22 protein-coding genes are annotated in these 21,682 nt (G+C 66.8%); 9 read left to right on the top strand and 13 right to left on the bottom strand.

Annotated features, from left to right (window positions below):
• The first annotated feature begins 328 nt into the window (after positions 1–328).
• The 6 genes from ACFRJ8_RS12235 to ACFRJ8_RS12210 all read left to right on the top strand — a co-directional run bounded on the left by ACFRJ8_RS12235 (position 329) and on the right by ACFRJ8_RS12210 (position 7,060).
• Positions 329–1,318, top strand: coding sequence for a patatin-like phospholipase family protein (locus ACFRJ8_RS12235; protein ID WP_377986427.1), 990 nt, complete (start codon positions 329–331; stop codon positions 1,316–1,318).
• 425 nt (positions 1,319–1,743) lie between these two features.
• Positions 1,744–2,799: an ABC transporter substrate-binding protein gene (locus ACFRJ8_RS12230; RefSeq protein WP_377986426.1), complete on the top strand. Its 1,056-nt coding sequence runs from the start codon at positions 1,744–1,746 to the stop codon at positions 2,797–2,799.
• The gene (locus ACFRJ8_RS12225; RefSeq protein WP_377986425.1) at positions 2,796–3,719 is read left to right on the top strand and encodes an ABC transporter ATP-binding protein; all 924 of its coding nucleotides are present in this window, start codon (positions 2,796–2,798) and stop codon (positions 3,717–3,719) included. The genes ACFRJ8_RS12230 and ACFRJ8_RS12225 overlap by 4 nt, the downstream gene beginning before the upstream one ends.
• A complete protein-coding gene (locus ACFRJ8_RS12220; protein WP_377986424.1) occupies positions 3,719–4,633 on the top strand; it encodes an ABC transporter permease in 915 nt (304 codons plus the stop codon). Before ACFRJ8_RS12225 ends, ACFRJ8_RS12220 begins: the two co-directional genes overlap by 1 nt.
• A gap of 46 nt (positions 4,634–4,679) precedes the next feature.
• Positions 4,680–5,627: a TauD/TfdA dioxygenase family protein gene (locus ACFRJ8_RS12215; RefSeq protein WP_377986423.1), complete on the top strand. Its 948-nt coding sequence runs from the start codon at positions 4,680–4,682 to the stop codon at positions 5,625–5,627.
• Positions 5,624–7,060 carry an LLM class flavin-dependent oxidoreductase gene (locus tag ACFRJ8_RS12210; protein ID WP_377986422.1) on the top strand — a complete coding sequence of 479 codons (1,437 nt, stop codon included), beginning with the start codon at positions 5,624–5,626 and terminating at the stop codon, positions 7,058–7,060. Before ACFRJ8_RS12215 ends, ACFRJ8_RS12210 begins: the two co-directional genes overlap by 4 nt.
• 124 nt (positions 7,061–7,184) lie before the next feature.
• On the opposite strand, the gene ACFRJ8_RS12205 is transcribed toward ACFRJ8_RS12210, so the two are convergent.
• From ACFRJ8_RS12205 to ACFRJ8_RS12195, 3 genes are all read right to left on the bottom strand, one after another.
• Positions 7,185–7,952, bottom strand: coding sequence for a YcnI family protein (locus ACFRJ8_RS12205; RefSeq protein ID WP_377986421.1), 768 nt, complete (start codon positions 7,950–7,952; stop codon positions 7,185–7,187).
• A 117-nt stretch (positions 7,953–8,069) separates the two neighbouring features.
• A complete protein-coding gene (locus ACFRJ8_RS12200; protein WP_377986420.1) occupies positions 8,070–8,684 on the bottom strand; it encodes a hypothetical protein in 615 nt (204 codons plus the stop codon).
• A gap of 89 nt (positions 8,685–8,773) precedes the next feature.
• Positions 8,774–9,358 (bottom strand): copper resistance protein CopC, encoded by a 585-nt coding sequence (locus ACFRJ8_RS12195; RefSeq protein ID WP_377986419.1) that lies wholly within the window; start codon positions 9,356–9,358, stop codon positions 8,774–8,776.
• Between the two features lie 285 nt (positions 9,359–9,643).
• Here ACFRJ8_RS12195 and ACFRJ8_RS12190 point away from each other — a divergent pair, with 285 nt between their 5' ends.
• The 3 genes from ACFRJ8_RS12190 to ACFRJ8_RS12180 all read left to right on the top strand — a co-directional run bounded on the left by ACFRJ8_RS12190 (position 9,644) and on the right by ACFRJ8_RS12180 (position 11,443).
• Positions 9,644–9,946, top strand: a complete 303-nt coding sequence (locus ACFRJ8_RS12190; protein WP_277527067.1) for a DUF4193 domain-containing protein — start codon at positions 9,644–9,646, stop codon at positions 9,944–9,946.
• A gap of 265 nt (positions 9,947–10,211) precedes the next feature.
• Entirely contained in the window at positions 10,212–10,793 is a 582-nt protein-coding gene (locus ACFRJ8_RS12185; RefSeq protein ID WP_377986418.1) for a lytic transglycosylase domain-containing protein, read from the top strand.
• Between the two features lie 71 nt (positions 10,794–10,864).
• Positions 10,865–11,443 carry a histidine phosphatase family protein gene (locus ACFRJ8_RS12180; RefSeq protein ID WP_377986417.1) on the top strand — a complete coding sequence of 193 codons (579 nt, stop codon included), beginning with the start codon at positions 10,865–10,867 and terminating at the stop codon, positions 11,441–11,443.
• Between the two features lie 48 nt (positions 11,444–11,491).
• On the opposite strand, the gene ACFRJ8_RS12175 is transcribed toward ACFRJ8_RS12180, so the two are convergent.
• The 10 genes from ACFRJ8_RS12175 to ACFRJ8_RS12130 form a co-directional block, all read right to left on the bottom strand.
• Positions 11,492–12,268: an SDR family NAD(P)-dependent oxidoreductase gene (locus ACFRJ8_RS12175; RefSeq protein ID WP_377986416.1), complete on the bottom strand. Its 777-nt coding sequence runs from the start codon at positions 12,266–12,268 to the stop codon at positions 11,492–11,494.
• 27 nt (positions 12,269–12,295) lie between these two features.
• Positions 12,296–13,675 carry an MFS transporter gene (locus tag ACFRJ8_RS12170; protein WP_377986415.1) on the bottom strand — a complete coding sequence of 460 codons (1,380 nt, stop codon included), beginning with the start codon at positions 13,673–13,675 and terminating at the stop codon, positions 12,296–12,298.
• Positions 13,676–13,792: 117 nt separating this feature from the next.
• The gene (locus tag ACFRJ8_RS12165) at positions 13,793–14,761 is read right to left on the bottom strand and encodes a 3-hydroxyacyl-CoA dehydrogenase family protein (RefSeq protein WP_377986414.1); all 969 of its coding nucleotides are present in this window, start codon (positions 14,759–14,761) and stop codon (positions 13,793–13,795) included.
• Positions 14,762–14,763: 2 nt separating this feature from the next.
• A complete protein-coding gene (locus ACFRJ8_RS12160; protein ID WP_377986413.1) occupies positions 14,764–15,246 on the bottom strand; it encodes a ribose-5-phosphate isomerase in 483 nt (160 codons plus the stop codon).
• Positions 15,239–17,020: a dihydroxyacetone kinase family protein gene (locus ACFRJ8_RS12155; protein WP_377986412.1), complete on the bottom strand. Its 1,782-nt coding sequence runs from the start codon at positions 17,018–17,020 to the stop codon at positions 15,239–15,241. The genes ACFRJ8_RS12160 and ACFRJ8_RS12155 overlap by 8 nt, the downstream gene beginning before the upstream one ends.
• A 28-nt stretch (positions 17,021–17,048) precedes the next feature.
• Positions 17,049–18,047, bottom strand: a complete 999-nt coding sequence (locus tag ACFRJ8_RS12150; RefSeq protein ID WP_377986411.1) for a sugar phosphate isomerase/epimerase family protein — start codon at positions 18,045–18,047, stop codon at positions 17,049–17,051.
• Positions 18,048–18,183: 136 nt separating this feature from the next.
• Complete coding sequence (locus ACFRJ8_RS12145) at positions 18,184–19,155, bottom strand: hypothetical protein (protein ID WP_377986410.1); 972 nt, start codon at positions 19,153–19,155, stop codon at positions 18,184–18,186.
• Between the two features lie 357 nt (positions 19,156–19,512).
• A complete protein-coding gene (locus tag ACFRJ8_RS12140) occupies positions 19,513–19,917 on the bottom strand; it encodes a hypothetical protein (protein WP_377986409.1) in 405 nt (134 codons plus the stop codon).
• A gap of 146 nt (positions 19,918–20,063) precedes the next feature.
• Positions 20,064–20,414 (bottom strand): LuxR family transcriptional regulator, encoded by a 351-nt coding sequence (locus ACFRJ8_RS12135; RefSeq protein ID WP_377986408.1) that lies wholly within the window; start codon positions 20,412–20,414, stop codon positions 20,064–20,066.
• An 11-nt stretch (positions 20,415–20,425) separates the two neighbouring features.
• Positions 20,426–21,334: an SRPBCC family protein gene (locus ACFRJ8_RS12130; RefSeq protein WP_377986407.1), complete on the bottom strand. Its 909-nt coding sequence runs from the start codon at positions 21,332–21,334 to the stop codon at positions 20,426–20,428.
• Positions 21,335–21,682 lie beyond the last annotated feature (348 nt).

Below are 21,682 nucleotides of genomic sequence, written 5' to 3'. Positions count from 1 at the left end.
ATACCCCTAGCGGCGCCGGCGCGCCGTCGTCGACGGTACCGCGGTGCCCACGCTCCCCGGAATGTAGCGGCGGCCGGGCCCAATGCTCAAGGCGTGTTCGCCGCTGCCAAATGGCGGCGGCGAACGCGCCAGCGCCACAGAACAGCTTGAAACCGATTGCGCACCCGCCGCCAGTGTGCAATTATTCCGGTGATCGTGATCTATCGGCAGGAGGTGAGACCCATGTACGCAGTATCCGCAATGGGTGCTCCCCTGCAGTCCGCGATCGCGCAACTGCGGTAGTCGCAACTGGGAGCGCCCGCCAGGCAATGCGCGAAGGACAACTCCCATGAACACAACACCTTCTTCTCCTCTGCACTACATCTCGACGACGGCCGCCGACCGGCCGAGGTCCGAGAAGGACCAACCGCAGGTCGACGCGACAAAGCCGGTGCGCTCCGCGAGCGAGCGGGCGTTGGTCCTCGGCGGCGGCGGATCGACCGGCAACGCGTGGCTGATCGGCGTCATCGCCGGCCTCTTCGATCCCGGGCCGGATGTGACCGATGCCGATCTGATCATCGGCACGTCGGCCGGATCGACTGCCGCGGCCCAGCTAGCCGGCGCGACCCCCGCCGAACTGTTTGCCGCCATCCTTGCCGCCGCACCCCAGCAACGGACCGGTCCCGTCGGATCCGGCAGTGGACGCGTCAGGCCGGCGGCGGACCACATGGACAGAACGAGCAAAATCATCGCCGCCGCTGAGGATGCGGCCGACATGCGCCGCAGAATGGGCGCGGCGGCGCTCGACTTGGATGCTGAGTCGGACGGTTCCTGGCAAGCGCGGTGGCGCGCGACCGTCGCCGCGCGGCTTCCCAGCCAGCACTGGCCGGACCGAACGGTGCTCATCACGGCGGTCAATGCCCGTACCGGTGAACCGGTCGTGTTCGACCGCCATAGCGGGGTCGACCTGGTGGACGCCGTCGCCGCCAGTTGTGCCAGTGGTTTCGCCTACCGTGTCGGCGGCAGCTACTACATCGACGGCGGCTACCGATCCAACGCCGAGAACGCCGATCTGGCGGCCGGATATGCACGGGTGCTGGTGCTGTCACCATTCGGCGGCAGATCACGGACACCGTTGGAGTGGGGCATGCATCTCGCAACGCAGGTCGACGAGCTACGCGCACGCGGCAGCAGAGTCGAAGCGATCTTCCCGGATAGCAACTCCGAGCACATGTTCGGTGCCAATGCGATGGATCTGTCCCTGCGCCCGCCCGCCGCTCGGGCGGGTTACAGCCAAGGCAGAGCCGTTGCCCAGCAGCTCACCGAATTCTGGCGGTGATGCTCAGGGCACCCGCCGATAGGGCCCCGGGCGCCCCCATCTTCCCGCCGCCCTGGGAAACGCAACATTCGGCTACATCTTAGGAATTCTTTCGTGGCGGGCGCGACGGCGGCGCGACGACGGCGCCTTCACGCGCCGTCGTTGGGCGTCACCAATGCGTCAGAGCGCCGTCACAGTGCCGGTCCACCGGGGCCTGGATGTGTCCCGGTATGGCGGCCGATGACCGCGTGAGTCTGCCCTGTTACGGACTGCTTCCCGATGCGTCCGAGTGGGTAGCGGGTGCCGTCCGTTGCTGTTTTCGTCGCCGGATGACGCGCGGTTTCGCCGGGTGTCGAAGCACCTGCCGGCGTGGATTCAACTCTGTTCTGATGGTGGACACGGTCTGGTAGCCCGGTCCGCACCATCGAATCCAGAAAGTATCCGCTATGAAAAACCGACTCTTACCCGCAGGACTTTTCTCCACCTTGGGCGTTGCTGCCGCCGTGGCGGTCTCGCTGGTGGTCTCCGGTTGCGGCGGCCCTGCGAGCGCCCAGTCCCCGGCAGGGAATGCCCCCGGGACGCCCGAAGTGACCGAACTCCGCTACGAGGGTTGGGCCAACAGCGTCACGCTGCCCGAGCTGGCCGAGGACCTCGGTTACCTGGGCGGCGTGAAGCTGAACTGGGTGGGCAACACCATCAGCGGGCCGGCGAGCATCCAATCAGCCGCTACCGGAGCCACCGACTTTGGCGGCGCCTTCTCCGGCGCCGTGGTGAAGCTCATCGAGGCCGGCGCACCGGTTACCGCGGTGATCAACTACTACGGCGAGGACGACAAGACGTTCAACGGCTTCTATGTCACCCAGGACAGTCCGATCCGGTCGCCGCGGGATCTGATCGGCAAGAAGGTCGCCGTCAACACCTTGGGCGCTCATTCGGACGCCGTGATCAACAGCTACCTGAAGAAGAACGGTCTGTCCCAGGAGGAGATCAAGCAGGTACAACTCGTCGTCGTTCCGCCCAATGACACCGAGGAGGCCATCCGCCGCGGACAGGTCGACGTCGGCGCGCTCGGCGGAGTGCTTCAGGATAACGCAGTCGCCAAGGGCGGCCTGCGGTCCCTGTTCAACGACTTCGAACTCTTTGGAAGCTTCGCCGGAGGCCAATTCGTCCTGCGGAAGGACTTCATCGAGAAGAACCCGGAAACCACGAGGATCTTTACCACGGGTGTGGCCAAGGCCATCGAATGGGAACGCAGTACCCCCCGCGACGAAGTAATCGCGCGGTTTACGAGCATCATCGACAAGCGCCAGCGCTCCGAAAGCACCGCAGCCCTGAAGTACTGGAAGAGCGTCGGTGTCCCCTCCAAGGGCGCCATCAGCGACCAGGACTTCACCCGCTGGTCAGCGTGGCTGAATGACACTGGAATCGTCACCGGCGACATCACCCCGTCCAAGTACTACACCAACGACTTCAACGACCTGCTGAAGGGGGCGGCATCATGACCCGCGGTACCGGCCAGACGCCGAAAATCAGCCTCCGGAACGTTGGGAAGCAATTCACGGTTCGGGCCAGCAAGGACCAGCCCGAGGGCACCACCCTGACAGCGCTGGAGGGCATCACCCTGGACGTCGCCGCGGGAGAGTTCATCACTCTGGTCGGTCCGAGCGGCTCCGGCAAAACCACCCTCCTGGACCTCCTTGCCGGGCTCACCAGGCCGGACACCGGTCAGATTCTGGTGGACGGCAAGGAGGTGACCGGACCCGGCCGCGACCGTGCCGTTGTCTTTCAGCAGTACGCACTCTTCCCGTGGCGCACCGCGGCCGCCAACGTGGCCTTCGGCCTCGAGGGGATCGGCAGCGAGGGGCGCCGCCTGAGCCGCAAGGAACGTGCCGACAAGGCCCGCCACTATCTGGAGCTCGTGGGCCTGTCCGGCTTCGAGGACCGATATCCCCATGAACTCTCCGGCGGCATGAAGCAGCGCGTTGCGATCGCCCGGAGCCTCGCGTACGAACCCGACGTCCTGCTCATGGATGAACCATTCGCGGCACTGGATGCCCAGACCCGCGAACAGCTCCAGGAGGAACTCCTGCGTATATGGCGAGCCACGGGCAAGACCATCATCTTTATCACCCACGGCATCGACGAAGCCGTGTACCTGGGCCAGCGGGTGGCTGTGCTCAGCTCCCGCCCCGGTCGGCTCAAGCAGATTGTCGACATTGACTTGGGGGAGCGGGGCGGTGATGGCGACGTCCGTTCCGACGCCGTCTTCGTCGAACACCGCCACAAGGTCTGGTCGCTGCTGCACGACGAGGTCCGGAAGGCCCAGGACGCCGGGCACGCCAAAATCCGGCCCGACGGGTCTGCACCCGACGAGGCACCCCTACTCAGCAAGGGCCAGATCAGCACGGGAAGGGCAGCCTGATGACCGCACCAACACTGACCAAAGACGCCGCCGCACCCGCCGCCACCGCCGCACCCACGGCCGACGCCGGGTGGACCGCGGGGGCCGCCCGAAGCCCGGCAGCCAGGCATCTTCCCTCCCTGGTCCGGGCCGTTGCCCGCAAGGCTGGGCGCGGGATCTGGGCCTCGGGCGCCATCGTGCTGTTCCTCCTGCTCTGGGAACTGGGGCCCACCTACCTCGCCTCTGCCTCGACCAGGGTGTTCCTCCCGCCGCTGCACGAGGTCCTGCGGGCCCTGGGAACCCTCATCGCCAAGGGTCAGCTGCAGAACCACCTGGCGGCAAGTCTGACCCGGTCCGCCAGCGGCTTCGGCATCGCCGTTGTATCCGCCGTGGCCCTTGGCCTGCTGGTCGCTTGGTACCGGTCCCTTGACCGGTTCCTGAATCCGCTGCTGGAGGTCTTCCGGAACACGGCGGCGCTGGCCCTTCTCCCGGTCTTCACCCTCCTGCTGGGGATCGGGGAGACATCCAAGATCAGCATCGTGGCCTACGCCGCGTTCTTCCCCGTGCTGCTGAACACCATCGCCGGCGTCCGGACCGTTGACCCGCTGCTCATCCGTGCCGCCCGCTCCCTGGGGCTCTCGAACTTCCGGTTGTTCCAGAAGGTCATCCTCCCCTCGGCGGTACCGACCATTTTCACGGGAATCCGGATGGCGGGAACGTCCTCGATCCTGGTACTTATCGCCGCGGAAATGGTCGGCGCCAAGGCGGGCCTCGGGTACCTGATCGTCAACTCCCAGATGAGTTTCCTGATCCCGGACATGTATGCCGGGATCCTGACCGTCTCGCTGCTCGGCCTGCTGGTCAACTACCTGTTGGTCGCCGTCGAACGGCACTTCTCCCGGTGGCGGACCGCCGTCGGATCCCAGTCGAACTAATCCAGCCAAACTAGCCACGCCCCCACAGATCAAGGAGTCAACCACCATGTCGACAGCTACCGAAACCCGCCTCGAATTCCGGAAACTCAGCGCGCGCATCGGCGCCGAGATCCGCGGCCTGGACCTCAGCGGCGACCTCAGCGACGCCACCATCGCCCAGATCCGGGCGGCCCTGAACACCCATAAGGCCCTGGTCTTCCGGGAAGCCAACGTCCACGACGACGAAGCCCAGGTCCGCTTCGCCAGCCGCTTCGGCCCGCTCACCAAGGCGCACCCCACGGTGGCCTCAGTCGAGGGCAAACCGGCGGTCCTGCCGGTGGACAGCGAAAACGGCAGCGCGAACAACTGGCACACCGATGTCACGTTTGTGGTGAACCCGCCGCAGGCCTCCACCCTGCGCAGCATCACCCTGCCGGCCTACGGCGGGGAAACCCTGATCGCCTCTTCGGCAGGTGCCTACCAGGACCTGCCGGAGGAACTGCGGAACTTCGCCGACACGTTGTGGGCCGTCCACACCAACGACTACGACTACTCCGTGCCGAAAAACCTCGAGCACGCCAACGCCGATGAGCGGCGGAAGGAATTCACCCGGATCCACTTCGAGACGGCCCACCCCGTGGTCCGGGTCCATCCACTGACCGGGGAGCGGGGCCTCTTCATCGGTGGTTTCGCCCAAAGGCTGCGGATCGTGGGGCTGTCCAACACCGAATCGAAGGACATTCTGCGGCTGCTCCAGGCCTATGTCACCCGCCCGGAGAACGTGGTCCGCGTCAACTGGGAACCGAACCAGCTGGTGCTTTTCGACAACCGCATCACGCAGCATTACGCCCCGGACAACTTTGACGGCCAGCCCCGCCAGCTGAACCGGGTCACGGTGGCCGGAGACGTTCCGCGGGGCATCGATGGACGCAGCAGCACCTCCATCCAGGGCGACTCCTCCGTCTATTCCGAGACGGTCGAACTTCGCGCAGATCTTTCCGGAGCGCCGCTGTGAGCGGGGCACGGCAGCTGCACCTGAACGCGTTCCTCATGAGCACCGGCCACCATGAAGCCTCGTGGCGGTTGCCGGAAAGCGACAGCTTCGCCGGGACGGACGTTGCGCATTTCCAGCGGCTGGCCCGGACCGCCGAACGGGGAACGTTCGACTCCATCTTCTTCGCGGACTCGCCGGTGCTGCACGGCGACGTCGGCCAGCGCCCCTACGGCACGTTTGAGCCGACCGTCCTGCTGGCCGCCATCGCCGCCGTCACCGAACGCATCGGGCTGATCGCGACGGCGTCCACCACCTACAACGACCCCTACAACCTCGCCCGGCGGTTTGCGTCCGTGGACCACATCAGCGGCGGCCGGGCCGGGTGGAACGTCGTCACCACAGCGGGGGACGCCGCCGCGAGGAACTTCTCGCTGCACGACCAGCCGGCCCATGCGCTGCGGTACGAGCGGGCCGCTGAATTCCTCGACGTCGCGCGCAAGCTCTGGGACAGCTGGGAAGACGACGCCGCCGTCGGGGACAAGGATGCCGGGATCTGGGGAGACAACACCCGCGTCCACCCGGTCAACCACACCGGCAGGTATTTCAGTGTCCAAGGCCCCCTGGATGTGCCACGCTCCGCCCAGGGCCACCCCTTGATTGTCCAGGCGGGCTCTTCGGAGGACGGCAAGGACTTCGCCGCCCGCTACGCCGAAGCCGTCTTCACAGCGCAGCAAACCCTTCCCGACGCGCAGCGCTTCTATGCGGACCTGAAAAAGCGGACCGCCGCTGCCGGCCGGGACCCGGAGACCATCAAGGTGCTTCCGGGCATCGTTCCGGTCATTGGGTCCACGGAGGCCGAAGCCCGGCGGCTGGAGAAGGAACTCGACGGGCTCATCCACCCCGAGCACGCCAGACGGCAGCTTGCGGGAGTGCTCAAGATCTCGCCGGAATCCCTGGCCCTGGACGCCCAGCTGCCGGAGGACCTGCCCCCGGAGGATGAGATCGAGGGCGCCAAGAGCAGGTACACGTTGATCGTGGACCTCGCCCGGCGGGAACGCCTGACCGTGCGCCAGCTCATCGGCCGGCTCGGGGGTGGCCGCGGACACCGGACCTTCTCCGGCACGCCTGAGCAGGTGGCCGACGCCATCCAGGAATGGTTCGTGGCCGGGGCAGCGGACGGCTTCAACATCATGCCGCCCGTACTCCCGTCCGGCCTTGATGCGTTTGTGGACCACGTCATCCCGATCCTGCGGGACCGCGGACTATTCCGGCGTGAATACACCGGCCGGACCCTCCGTGAGCACTACGGATTGCCCCGGCCGGTAAACACCTTCGCCGCGGCTGCCTCTTCCAGCCAGACGGCCTCCACTCCTGCGGGCTCCATCCCGGCGGGCTCCACACCGGTGGAGAGCCCGGCTGCGCCGAGACGGGAGCTCCTGGTCTCCGACCGGTGATACGGTCGCGGCGCCGATCACCACCTGAGGCCCCGGGCAGCGACGGCTGTCCGGGGCCTCAGTGCGTCGGTTGCCGGCGGGCGGTTATCTCAAGGACGGGTCGGCGGAGGGGTACCTGCCTGGGTCATTTGGCCCGGGACGGGCGGGTGCGGGCCAGGGCCGTCAGGCCCCCGGCGAGCCCGATCAGTCCTGCTGCCATCCCGATCCAGCCGGCCACGGAGCCGGCATCACTTGAGGTGCTGGCTGCCGCGGCCGGGGCCGCCGACGGCGGCGTTGTTGATTCCGGGGACGCTGCTGGTACTACCGTCGCCGGGGCCGCTGCTGCGGCCGCGGTCTCGGCGTCTTTGGCTGTGGTCACGAACGAGGGGGCTGGGTGTTCGGGTTCGGCCTGGCCTTCGACCGTCTTCTCGTCCCATTTCACGACCGTCCCGTCGGTGTAGGTCTGGGCGGTCGGCAGCGTCACCGTGGTGCCGGCATCCGGCAGGACCCCGACGGAGAGGGAGAACGCCTGGTATTCGTTCGGCCCGATCTGGTGGGCGGCGTCGGCGGTCCAGACCACGGAGCTGGGGGCCTTGGTGACGGTGGCGCCGGCGATGGTGACCGGCTTCGGCAGCTCGCTGGTGGTGACCACGGCCTTCCAGCCCTCGACGGGCTTGACCGACACCGAGGTGAACGGGGTGTCGGTGGGCAGCGTGACTTCGAGTTTGCTGGTCTTGGCCGTGGCGGACTCGTTGGGGACATTGAACGTCAGGTGGCTGTAGCCGCCCGCGGCCGGGTCATCGGAGTCAACGTGGACGTGGGCGGACGCGGCGGCCGCGCCGGCGGCGAGCAGCGCGGCGGTCATCGTGGCGGCCGCGGCGGTCTTGAGGGTGCGGCGGAGGGAGGTTTTCATGGCAAGGGTGCCTTTCACTAACGAAGAAACGGTGGGGGACCGGCCGGTGCGGTGTCCGTCCGGCCGTGGCGGGTGGCCGCCTGCCCTCCCCGTCCGCGCGTGAAAAGGGGGATGGTGTCAGGCGGCCGGAGCCGGCTCCGGCGGGCCGCGCCGGGTGGGCAGGAGCCGGCCCACCCGGGCCCTGGGCAGGGCCGGGGTGAGCGTGCAGGGGCCCGGGACGCGCAGCGGCGCCACGGCGACAGGTTCCGGCAGCTGCACCAGCGGGCGGAGCCAGGCGCCCAGCGCGGACAGCGCCCGCTCGCCGCGGGCCAGCAGCAGGGCCGTGCCCAAGGTCGCCACCGCGTGGGCAGCGAACATGGCCCCGCCCATGTCAGCCGCGGAAGCGGCCGGCATGGCTTGGCTGAAAAGTCCGGGGACCACGTCCGCGGCCGCGTGGCCCGGATGGTTATAGATCCCCGGCTCAGGAATCTTCACGGGCACTGCGGTAGACAGTGCGCCGAACGACCAGTGCAGCCACAACTGCCCCGCGCCGAGGAGGCCGGCCAGGGCAGGAAAGTTCAGGCGGAAGCGCGTCAGGACCGCCACCGGGGCCATCGCCACGGCACACAGCGCCGTCACGATCGCCGGCTCAGGCAGCCGCCCGCCGCCGACCAGGTGGCCGCCGGCTGCCAGCGCCACGATGAGGGCTCCGATCAACCCGGTGCGGAAAAGCTGGAACGAAGCGCGCGTCATGGTGAGCCGTCCTTTCCGGGTCCCGGGATCAGGGAAACGAGCTCCAAATTCTACTGGCCGGCCCGCGTCGTGGCGCCAACGCCGGGCGATCATGACACTGGACCGTCGGCGTCGTTCACGGCCAGCCGGCGCCGGACGTGAAGGGCTGTTCCGGCCAGGCCCACCGCGAGCACGGCACCACCGGCGGCCAAGCCCCACGGCGGCGCCACCGACGCCACTACTTTCGGGTCCGGAAGCGCAGCTCCCGGGATGGAAGCCGTGCCTGGCTGTTCCGTTCCGCCAGCAGCACCGGCGGTGAAGGCGAAGGTCCCTTCGATCGGGTGGGAATCCGGGGACACCACCCGCCACGCCACCGTGTAGCGGCCCGCGGGTGCACCGGCTTTTATGGCCTGGGTGACCTGGTTGTCGATGACGACGACAGGACCGTCGGATTGGTTTGTGCCGGTCTCGTCCTGGATCAGGATCCGGGAGCCCAAGGCGATCGGGGTGTGCATGAACGTCAGTCGAACGGCCGGCGGAACGGACGCGACAGTGGACCCGCCGGCCGGTTCGGTTGCCTCGATCATGTCATGTGCCGCGGCCGGCGGCGCCGGGGCAAGGACTGTGGCGAAGGCGGCCAGCAGGAGCCCGGCCGCGGCGGATCGCGCCAGTGCTCCTGCGAATCCAGCGTCCACGGCCAACCGTCCTCTGACTGTAAACAACTTTCCTGCCCAAACATGGGACCGATGATGCTGGGTGATGCGTTCCTGCTTTTGCATCCGGCACTCGGTCGCCGACCACAGAATATCCCCGCATACCCGGGACAAACCTTGGATCCAGAAGCCGCGTGAGGTGGTGGACGGTGTGCACAGCGGGAACGCGCTTGTGGTCCACCCGTTGTTCAGATGACGCAGAGCGGAGCGTAATGGTGTACGTTGGCTTCCCGTCAGAACCAAAACATAGGAATGAGAGTCACCCCCGTGGCAACCGATTACGACGAAGTCCGATCCGACGTCAAGGAGTCGCAGGATAGTTCCCTGCAGGCGCTGCAATCTGCCAACGCCCCGGATGCCCGCAGCGTTGTCCGCGAGATGGATGAGACTGACGCCTTTGACGATTCGATCACACCCGGCGGTGAATTCGTCGCCGAGGAACTCGTGGTACAGGTGATCCCGCAGGCGCAGGACGAATTCACCTGCTACTCCTGCTTCCTGGTCCGGCACCGGTCCCAAGTAGCACGCGAAAAGAACGGCCACACTTACTGCGTCGACTGTGAAGGCTAGGAGCGTGGCAGAGCGTGGGTGCGGCACTGGGGCGATTTTCCGCACAGCACGGGATCAGCGGATCGGCATCGTCCACAGCACGTCCAACTAGTCCATGCTCCACCTGAAACGCTTGGCAGTGCTCGGCCTGTTCGCGTTTTGCGGCATTACCGGGTTCTTGTTTTGGGCACTGCAATTCTCCGGGGCGGAGACCCGCGCGGTCCTGCCACCACCGCCCAGGGCGGAGGCGAAACTGGAAACACTGTCCGCGGGCATAACCTCCGCGGTGAACATAACCCGAAGCACGGACGCCCAGTGGCTCACCCATGCCGCCGCGAAAACCGGCATCCCTGCACGTGCGCTCCAGGCCTACGTGGCTGCGGCCGGTGCAGCCAACGAGTCCGCGCCGGCGTGCGGCATCGGCTGGAATACGGTGGCGGCCGTCGGCTTCGTCGAATCCGGCCACGGCACCTACGGCGGCGGAAGCTTGACCGCCGCCGGCCAGGCGAGCGGGCCGATTGTCGGTCCGAGCCTCAACGGTGAGGGTTTTGCCGCGATTCCTGATACGGACGCCGGCGCGCTGGACGGCGACGCCCAGTGGGACCACGCCGTCGGACCCATGCAGTTCATTCCCTCCACCTGGCAGCTCGCCGGGCGGGACGGGAACGGTGACGGAAAAGCCGATCCGTTCAACATCGACGACGCCGCTCTAAGTGCCGCTTCGTACTTATGCGTCCACGGCGGTGATCTCACCACGGCCGAGGGCTGGTCGGACGCCATCTACTCCTACAACCAGTCGGATTCCTACGTGGCCCACGTACGCGACCGGGCTACCGCCTACGCCGCGCAGTCTGGCCCTGCCGGATAACTCCTCGATGATGGCCTGCCGGTGACTCGCTGATGACGGGGACTCTCGGCCCGCAGGGCAGAATGGAAGGCATGACTTTTACGACGTTTGCCCTTGTCCGCCACGGCCAGACCGACTGGAACGCGGAGCGCCGGCTGCAGGGATCCACCGACATTCCGCTGAACGACGTCGGCCGCGGCCAGGCGCGCGAGGCCGTTGCCGCCCTGTCCGGCTACGAATGGGACGCGATCGTGTCCTCGCCGCTGAGCCGTGCGGCGGAAACCGCCGACCTCATTGCCGCCGGGCTGGGGCTCAGCGTGGCCCGGCGCGTTCCTGAGCTAGCCGAGCGCAGCTTCGGACCCGCAGAGGGCCTGCAGGACGGCCCGGAACTGGACGCACTGCGCATCCGCGGTGGTTTCCGCGGTGCAGAAGGCGAGGACGAGGCAGCCCGCCGCGGGTTGGCCGCCCTGGAAGCGCTGGCGGAGGAGTTCCACGGCCGCCGCGTCCTGGCGGTCGCCCATGGCACGCTCCTGCGCGTGAGCCTGAGCCGCGCGGTCGGCCGAACCCTGGAACGCATCGACAACGCCGTGCTCAACCTGGCCCACCACCATGCCGTCGACGGCTGGGAGCTCGAATACTTCAACGGCGAGCGGGTTATGGCTGCAGTCTAGGGCTGCAGCCCGCTCCGGGGAGTGATACGGCTTTTCGCGTCGCTGCGGTCAGGAAATCTGCAGTCCTCCGTTGATGTCATACGTCGCGGCCGTGATGAAGCCGGCGTCCTCGCCCAGCAGGAACACCAGCAGTGCGGCGATGTCGCGCACGGTTCCCACCCGGCCCACCAAGATGTCGGCTGACATGGCGGCCTTCCGCTCTTCGGTCAGTGTTCCTCCCATAATGTCGGTGTCCACGGGGCCCGGTGCCACACAATTGACCGTGATTCCGTGCTGTCCCATTTCCCGCGCCAGGGCCCTGGTGAAGCCGATGATGGCAGCCTTCGAAGCACTGTAGGCGACCTTGGAGTAGGTGCCGCCTCCGCGCTGTGCGGAGATGGAGGAGACGCTCACGATCCTGCCCAGCTTCTGCTCGATCATGCCCCTAAGCACCCGCTGCGTGACCAGGAACGTGCCAGTCATATTGATCTTGAACACCCGCTCCCAGGCCTCAAGGGTCTCGTCCATGAACTCCGTGGGTGAGCTGATGCCCGCCAGGTTGGCCAGACCAATGATCGGCGGCAGCGTTGACTCAACCTCGTCGATGGCAGCGTTGACGGCTGCCGGATCGGACACGTCCGCGCCAACACCCACTGCCGGGACACCGTAGACGTCGGCGATTTCCTCCGCCGCCTTCCGCGCCGCGTCGCCGTCGATATCCAGAATCGCAACGGCCCACCCCCCGCTGGCGAGCAATTCCGCCGTCGCCCGTCCAATGCCGCGCGGAGAGGCGGCGCCGGTCAGCACCGCGGTCCGGCCGGACGGAAACGTTGCTTGCTGGGTCATGGTCCTCTGCCCCTCGTCGCCTGATGGTCAGTTTTTGATGTCGAAGTCGTCGGAAGCTACAGCTTCCTCACCGACCGTGGCCGGCGTACCGGGCTTCACGTGTCCCTCCGGGCGCTTGCGTGCGTAGAGATAGGTGGCCATGGCCGTGATGCCAAGGCAGGCAGACAGGAACACGAGGCCGGATCGGTTGTCTCCCGTGGCGTCATTGAAGAGCCCCACGGCGAAGGGAGCCACGAACCCGCCCAGGTTACCGAGCGAATTCACCATAGCCAGCCCGGCTGCCGCCGCAGCGCCGACGAGGGCTGTCGCGGGCATGGCCAGGAACGGGGCAATGGCGGAGTAGATACCCATGGCCGCAAGCGTCAGGGCCAGCAGTGCCAGGACCGCGTTGACCTCGACCAGGTAGCCGGCAGCCAGGAGGCCGATGGCCGCCATTACCATGCTGATGGTGGCATGAAGGACCCGGTTACCGGTGCGGTCCGAGCGCTTACCCCAGAAGTACACGAAAACCGCCGCAATTGTGTATGGGATGGCAACGATGAAACCGACCTGCGTGGTGCTGAAGTCGCCGAGGGCGGCAACGATCGTCGGCATCCACAGCCCGAGGCCGTAGATACCGCAGACCAGCCCGAAGTACAGGGCTGAGTAGGCAATGGTCCGCGGGTCTTTGAGGCCGGCCAGGAAGTGATGCGGCTGCCCCTTCGAGTGCCGGGCAAGCTCGTCGTCCATGGTGGTGGTCAGCCATTCGCGCTCATCGTCGGCCAGCCAACGCGCGTGGCTCGGGCGGTCCGTCATCAGGATCGGGGTCAGCATGCCCAGAATAATGGCAGGGATGCCTTCAATGATGTACAGCCACTGCCAGCCCTGCAGGCCCCAAATGCCGTCCATCTGCAGCAACAGGCCGGAGACGGGAGCGCCCAGGGCGTTGGAAACGGGCTGGGCGAGGATGAAGATGCCCAGTACCGTGACGCGCTGCGCGGCCGGGAACCAGAGCGTCAGGTAGAACAGGATGGCCGGGAAGAACCCCGCCTCGGCCGCCCCCAGCAGGAAGCGGACGATGTAGAAAGTGGTCGGGCCGTTCACCAGGCACATCGCCGTGGCGAAAATACCCCATGAGATAAGGATCCGGGCGATCCATTTGCGGGCGCCGAACCTGTACATTCCAGCGTTGCTAGGGATTTCCAGCAGCGCGTAGCCGATGAAGAACATGCCTGCCCCGAGGCCGTAGGCCGATGCGCTCAGGCCGATGTCCTCGCTCATGGTCAGCTTCGCGAAGCCGACATTGTTCCGGTCCAGATAGGCAATGAAGTAGAGCAGGACGATCAGCGGCATGATGCGGCGGCGTGCCCTGCGCAGGGTGCGCTGGCCCAGCTCGTCGAGTTGATTAGCAGGATTCATGGAAGTCATGGTGCACCTCGCTGTCAGAAACGAGCCCGCCGGGTTCCTCAGCGGAACAGTTTAGGTTTACCACTCGGTGGCGCAATAGTCACCAGACCTAGTACGTCCAGGCGTCCCCGCTGGAGGTCAGTTGATGGGTGCGGGGCCGAGCTCGTCGATGAGCTTCTGCATGGCCACGTAGGCCTTGTTCCGGTAGGCGATCAGTTCCGGCGTGCGCTCGGCGGGGACGTTGAGGAAGCCGGCCCCGGTTTTGGTGCCCAGCTTTCCGGCCTCCACCAGCTCGGTGAGGATCTTCGGGGTGGCGAAGCGTTCCGGGAATTCGGTCTGCAGGGACTTGTAGCAGAAGTTGTAGACGTCCAGGCCGGCCATGTCGGCGATCGCGAAGGGGCCGAAGAACGGCAGCCGGAAGCCGAAGGTGGTGCGGACCAGGGTGTCGATGTCCTCCGCGGTCGCGATCTGCTGTTCCACCAGCTGGGCGGCCTCGTGGAAGAGGGCGTACTGGAGCCGGTTGAGCACGAAGCCTGTGACGTCCTTGACCACGGCGGTCTGCTTGTTGGCCGCGTGCACGAGGTCGCGGACGGCGCCGACGGTGGCCGCGGAGGTGCCGGCGTGGGGGATGATTTCCACGCCCGGGATGAAGGGTGAGGGGTTGGAGAAGTGCACGCCCAGGAAGCGTTCCGGGTTGGTGACCGGTTCGGAGAGCTCCGCGATGGAGATCGTGGAGGTGTTGGAGCCGATGATGGCGTCCGGCCGGGCGGCGGCGCTGATCCGGGCCAGGGTCTGGTGCTTGATCCCGATGACCTCGGGGACGGCTTCTTCGATGAAGTCGGCGTCCGCCACGGCTTCCTCGATGTCCTTGGCGGCCCAGAGGTTTTGCTCCAGGATGGCGGTGGCGCCTGCGGGGAAGAGCCCCGCGGCGACGAATTCGTCGGACTCGGTCAGGAGCCGCTCGTAGTTCTTCTGCGCCACTTCGGCGGACACGTCCGCGAGGGCAACCCGGGCGCCGCCGAGCGCCAGGACCTGCGCGATCCCGCCGCCCATGTAGCCGGAGCCGACGACGGCGATCCGTCGCGTGCTGTTCCGCGTCTCGGTCATGGTCAGTCAGCCTCCGTGTAGTCGGACTCGTAGGAGCCGATGGCGTCAACCTTCGCGGCGGAGGAGGAGTTTTCGTCGAAGCGGTGACTCAGCCATTCGCCCACGAGCTTCTTGGCGAGTTCCAGCCCGATGACGCGCTGGCCCATGGTGAGGACCTGGGCATTGTTGCTCAGGACGGAGCGTTCCACGGAGTAGCTGTCGTGGGCGGTGACGGCCCGGATGCCGGGGACCTTGTTGGCCGCGATGGCCACGCCCAGGCCGGTGCCGCAGATCAGCAGCGCCCGGTCGGCCTCGCCGTCGGCCACTTTCCTTGCCGCGTTGACGGCCAGGTGCGGGTAGGCCGTGGAGTCATTGGCGCCGACGCCGATGTCCACCACGGACGCTACGCGGGGGTCCGCTTCCAGCAGGGCCTTCAGGGCGTTCTTGTATTCAACGCCGGCCTCATCGTTGCCGATGACAATGCGCAAACCTTCGGTGTCAGTCATTTTTTCGTACTCCATTTCCGGCCCCTGAAGCCGTGTCGGATGCGGCCGGTTCAGGCGTAGCCCGAACTGACGCGTGGTGGCGGGCGATCCGCTCGGAGATCAGTGCGAAGGACACCGCGCCGGGGTCGGGGTGTCCGAGGCTCTTCTCGGCGAGCGGGCGGGCCCGACCTTTGAGCGGACGCAACCCGGACGTTCCGTCCGCGGCGGCAGTGGCCGCTTCCGCAGCTGCGGCGAGCGAGGCAGCCACTGGCATGCCGGCGCCGAAGGCGGTCAGGAAGGCGTCCCGGAACGGCAGGAGCGCGTCCACCATGGTCTTGTCGCCCAACTCGGCCTTGCCGAGCTCGGTGATGGCGCCTACGAAGGCCGTGACTGCGGCGGCCGCGTCCCCGCCGGAGTAGCTGTCCCGGTTGCCCAAAGCGAGGCCGGCGGCGATGACCGCCGAGCCCCAGAGCGCACCGGAGGTGCCGCCGGCGCGTTCGCTCCAGGCCTCCCCGGCAGCGGTCAGGACCCGTCCAACCGACGCTCCGGCGGCCACAGCCTGCTCGGCGGCGGCAACGGCCGCGTCCACGCCGCGGCGCATCCCGATGCCGTGGTCACCGTCCCCGGCGATCGCATCGAGGTTGCCGAGTTCCTCCTCGTGCTCGACGACGACGTCGCGCACCCGGGTGAGCACGGCCGCGGCCTGCCGTCCCAGGTCCGCTGCCGCCGTCGTGGCGTGTTCGGCCTCTTCGGCGGCGGTCTCGTCGGCCGCGGCGAGTTCGCGGCGGGCGCGGGGTGCCAGGTTGCCCTTGCGGAACGCGGGGGTGTCGGCCGGGGCGGCCCAGTACTGCTCGAGTTCCCCGTCCAGCCAGAGCAGGGTCAGGGAGAGCCCGGACATGTCCAGGCTGGTGACCAGCTCGCCGCATTCGGGCTCGACCACGGTCAGCCCGGCGGCGGTGAGGAGCGTCTCGATCTTGCCGAAGAGCAGGAAGAGTTCGTCGTATTTGACCGTGCCGAGGCCGTTGACGATCGCGACCACCCGGGTCCCGGCGTCCTCCGGTTTGTCGGCCAGGAGCCGGCTGACCAGCAGGCCGGCGAGTTCGGAGGCGGTGGGCATCGGGTGCTCGGAGATGCCGGGTTCGCCGTGGATCCCCAGGCCGAGGGACATCTGGCCTTCCGGGACGGTGAACAGCGGCGCGTCCGCGCCGGGCAGGGTGCAGCCGCCGAAGGCGACGCCGAGGGAGCGGGTGCGGTGGTTGGTTTTGATGGCCAGCCGTTCCACCTCGTCCAGGCCCAGCCCGGCCTCGGCGGCGGCGCCGGCGACCTTGAAGACCGTCAGGTCCCCGGCGATGCCGCGGCGCTTCTCGATCTGCTCCGGCGGGGCGCTGGCGATGTCGTCGGTGACCAGGACCGTGCGGGTCTCGATGCCCTCGGCGTTCAGGCGCAGCTGGGCCTGGCCGAAGTGCAGCACGTCACCGGCGTAGTTGCCGTAGCTCAGCAGCACCCCGCCGCCGGCGCTGGCGGCCCTGGCCACCCGGTAGACCTGCCCGGCCGCGGGCGAGGCGAACATGTTCCCGCACGCCGAGCCGGCGGCCAGGCCCGGCCCGACCAGGCCGGCGAAGGCCGGGTAGTGCCCGGAGCCGCCGCCGATCACCAGGGCGACCTGCCCGGCCGGGACCTCGGTGGAGCGGACCACGCCGCCGTCGACACGGGCCACGTAGCCGCGGTTGGCCGCCACGAAGCCGTCCAGTGCCTCATCCGCGAAATCAGCGGGATTGTCGAAGATCTGCGTCATGGTTCCTCATTGAATCCGTAGGGGGTCATCAGTTCTGATGGGTACCGGCGGGCAGCTGCCGGCCCTGGGCCACTTGGCTCTGGCCGAGGGCGTAGCCGTCGGTCTTGGGCAGGACCTGGCGGCGGAGGTAGTCCTGGTTGCTGGCCGTGACGGACAGGCCGTCGCCGCCGTAGTGCTCGGTGCACAGGATGCCCTGGAAGCCAACGGAGAGCGCGACCTTGAACGCCTCGCGGTAGTTGATCAGGCCCGATTCCATCGGGGCCGGCATCGCGACGTAGGTGTCCCGGGCGACGTCCTCGTCGCGGATGTAGTTCTTCATGTGCCAGTAGTTCGAGTACGGCAGGGTCTTGGCGACCATCTCGCGCCAGTCCTCGATCGGCCGGTGCAGCCGGATGAGGTTGCCGATGTCCGGGTTGATGCCGACGTTGGCCAGGCCGATGTCCTGGACCAGCTGGACCGAGGAGTCCGCGGTGCCGAGGTAGGTGTCCTCGTACATCTCCAGCGACAGCAGCACGCCGACCTCGGCCGCGTGCCGGCCGAGCTCGCGCAGGCGGGACACGGCCTTGCCCCAGGTTTCCTTGTCGCCTGCCGGGTCCTTGTAGCCTTCCAGGGTCCAGAACCAGAGCTGCTTCTGCTGCTCGGCGGTGATGGCCTGGTGCAGCCCGAAGGAGACCACCTCACAGCCCAGCGCGGCCGCGGCGTCAATGGTGCGGTGGCTGTAGGCCAGGTTCGCCTCCCAGTTGCCTTCCTCGATCACGCTGCGCCGGATGGCGGAGATGACCGGGATGCCGATGCCGACGGTGTCCGCGGTCTGCTTGAACTCGGCAAGCCGGGCCGGGCTCAGGTCGCCGGGACGGACCCAGCTGTCCGTGAGGTCGGCGTCGGCAAAGCCGGCGTCCTTGACCTCGGTGAAGACCCCGGCCCAGGCGGCGGCGTCGGCGTCGTTGACGTGCTTACCCTGCGCGTCGGTTCCCGGGAACTGCAGGAGCGCTGCGGTAATGGGCCAGTTCTCAGCGGTGTAAGCCATGGTGTTCACTCCTTCGTGAATCCCTGTTTCCCATAGGAACTGCGCTGGAGAGGATGTTGTCAACGTCGCACTGACAGTTTTGGGACACTCAAGAACTTATCGGGATTGCACCACCCGAATCAATGCCCGCGTTTGATCATTTGCTGCCGGAGGTCTCCGTTGCCAGCTCGGCACGGGGTGTCTTTGCGTAGTCGGTTTTTCCTAGCTGGTAGGCATGCTGTTCGAGGGCCATTGCTTTCTGGTTGATGTTCTTCAACCCGGCGTCGGACAGTTGTTCCGCCTTCACGAGCTTCAAGGTTTCCTGGTCCGCGCCGCCCACGGCCGTCACTTGAACCAGCCCTGTGCCGGCCGAATAGAATTTCCGCTGGTGGCCAGCGTCCGGTTCCAGCGGATTGCGTTCATCGATCACCAGGACGTCCTCGTAGCACCCGGCGGGAACACACACCCGTTTGTGTTCTTCAAGGACGTCTCCGCAGTCCAGGAAGCCCACTGCAGGCGCGTGAGCCTGGGGATAGGCCGGCGTGCCAGTCCGGGGCTGGGCTGGCATCGCGATCCCGGCCTCGGCTCCGGCGATGCCGCTGATGAAGGTCTTCGGCGCGCCCATGAATTTGCCGGCTTCGAACTCCTCCGGGTACTCCCCGAAGAGCCAGACCGCCCCGTCCTTCGACTGGGCCAGCATGGCCAATTCGGATTCCACCAACTCACCATCAGAGAGGTCTTGGTCCCACATCACCTGGGTCTTGACGCCGTTGATGACTTTGGTCAGCCCGGTCACGGAGTGGACCACCGTGCGCTCGGTGGCGCCTTCGGCGTTCGTGACCTTTCCCGTCGTCGTGTATTGCATGCCGGGCGTCAGCGGGAACCACTTGTTGTCGATCTTCGGTGACTCGGGGAATGCGGCCGGGTCGAAGTTGATGGCCGACCCGGGTCCGCAGAGGTCGGGGCCCGTCGGAGTGGGGGAAGCTGTGGGGGACGGAGTTTCCGACGCCGCCGTCGGCGATGTTGGGCCAGCGGTCCCTGGGGACGACGGCGCCGGGGCCGCGTTTTGCCCGGAACACGAAACAACTGTGGATGCTGCGACAAACAGGATGAGAGCGGAACCCAGCATTGTTCGACGCTCGTGTGAGTGGGACATTTCGGTGGCCTTCGCTTTCGCAATTCCAGGGCATCCAGAGGCCCGACTGCGCCACCAGCCCCGACTGGAAGTGCGTTCAGGCTCACGCTGACGGACCGCGCTCAGAGAAGCGGGACAACGGTGCCCGCAAGGCGCGGATTCGGTCTCTCGGTGCGCTCCACCGAGGGACGATCGCCCCCTCTCCGTCGCTTGAGACCACGGCCGATTCCGTACTTGCTTAGCAGGAATGATGGTCCTGTTCCGGCTATTTGAGAAGGGCCGAGCGGCCGGACTTCCTGGAAGCGGCGCAGACTCTCCTGGAGCTCGGTAGCCTCGTGGCAACTGCACGCCCTATCCTGCCAGGGCCTCCGGGGGGAGAGCTGGGGAGCCCGCTTGAGTCTGGTGCTCGGGTTGGCGGCTTGTGATCTCGGTGGTTGTTGCATCGCCGTCGGGCTGACCAACCGCCGGGCCCAACGCGGCACGGATGCTCCTGGCAGCTTCCCGGTACCCGTCACCAAGACCCGCGGCCCTGATCGTGTGGACCGTGCCGTTGCCGTCAAACTGCTCCCCGATCCGCTCGCCCCGCTCAGCCAAGTCGGATGCCACAGCGGCCACTTTCTCGAGCCGGGCTACTAGTTCCCGCACCCGTGTAAGGAGGTAGCGCCGGTCCCGGACGTTCGGTTCGACGTCCGCGTCTTCGTCCTCGTCCGCGGCGAGCCGCGCTTCGATGGCGGCTAGTTCGTCAGAGGCGCTCATTGCGTCCTCCTCTATGAAGATCCTGCCAACAGAGTAGTCCTAATACAGACGAATGGAACCGGCGCTGAATGTAATCCTGTCGAGGCGCCGCACGAGCCCGCCGCAAGCGATCGGCGGGCCGTGACGGCGTCGTCCGGAGCCCGTGCTTAGCCGGGTTTCCGGGGATGTGAGATCCTGCGCTTGCGCCAGAAGATAAAGCTCGCCACCAGCACGACCAATACCACTGCCCCGATAACGTAGGGGGCATAGTCGACCCGGGTTTCCTTCGCTTCTTTGGATTCTCCGGTCCCGGGATCGACGGGCCCGCTGGGCGACGGAGTTGTCGAGGACATGGGAACGATGGCTGCTAAGGCTTGGGAGGCAGTACCCTTTGCTGCGACGGTGGAGGACACCGGTGCGGCGGTTCCGGCGGCTGTACCGGCCTCGGACGGTGCGACGGACAAGGTGCCTCCCAGCAGGAACAATCCCAAGGCGCCGAGGATCAGATTCTTGATCATTGTGCCTCCGGTCAGTGCTGTCCCAGGCTTCCTCCGGCCGGCGGCACCTGGCCTGGGCCGCGTTGCCGGCCCGTCGCCCTATCAGCCGCGCTGGTGGTGTCACCCACGGCTGTTCCGTCCGAATCGCCTTCGGTGTCCACAAGGCCATTGGTCTGGTCGAACGGCTTCGCTTCGGACCGGCCAACAGTTCCATTCGCGGGGCGATGCGTGTCCCGGGGCAACTCCTCACCGGGGAATACACCGCCCGAGGTCCGGGTGGGCGGAACGGCCTCCGCCTCCGGATATGGCGTGCCGTTAGGCGCCGCATCACGTTCGGAATCTTTGTTGCCTGCCGCGGCCGCAACGCCCGCAGCGGCCACGGCGGCGAGCCCGACTCCGGCGATGACTGTTCCCGATACGCCGGCCTTGCCGCTGTCTCCGCGCGACCCCGCAGCCTCATCAAGGCCGGGCGTGCCTGCGGACGCGCCGGCGCTGACGGATCCGCGCCAGGCGCCGGTCGCGTAGCCCTCGTCTTCAATGAAGGCCTTGAATCGGTTCAGGTCACTCTCTGCCTGTTTCTCAACGATGTTCAGTTTGTCGCCGACCTTTTCCATGATCCCTTCGGGCTCATATTCCAAGGACAGCTGTACGGATGTCTGCCCGCCGCCGAGGTCTTCAAACGTCACGGACCCTGCGTTCGTTGCGCCCTCTGTGGCGGCCCAGGCGACTCTCTGGTCCGGTACCTGCTCGAGGATTCTGGCCTGCCACTTCCGGCGCACGCCGCCGATTTCAGCAACCCACTCGAGCTGGTCGTCACTGAGCTGCTTGACGCTCTTCACTCCGCCCATAAAGTGCGGGAATTCTTCGAACTGGGTCCACTGGTTATAGGCCACGCTAACCGGAACGTTGACCAGAACTCGCTTTTCAACCCTGGTGCTCACGGTGTCTCCTTCGACGGTATGAGGGGAACTGATGAGAGCTGCATCAATCATCAGCATGCTTACTATAACTTCTTCGGTCCATCACGGCCAGAGGGGATTGGCGCCACGCCGCGGGCGGATGCCGGGCTGTGACATCAGGCGGGCGGTGCCGGGTTCTTCGCTGTGGACGTGATCTCGCCGGGGCGCTCCTAGGGGAATCCAACCGTGAAGTGTCCGTACGTCGAGTGATCTCTTGCTTCGTATCGCCTGGGGGCAGTGCCTGACTTTCACGGCCATTGTTTAATAAGCAGGCTTATGGTTTTCTACTGCTAAGTCTTGCCGCAGGCTTTGAACAACTCTGGTTCAGAG

This window comes from Arthrobacter sp. NPDC056886, assembly GCF_042788715.1.
Classification (GTDB): Bacteria; Actinomycetota; Actinomycetes; order Actinomycetales; family Micrococcaceae; genus Arthrobacter.
This window is presented reverse-complemented; position numbering and strand designations above follow the sequence as displayed.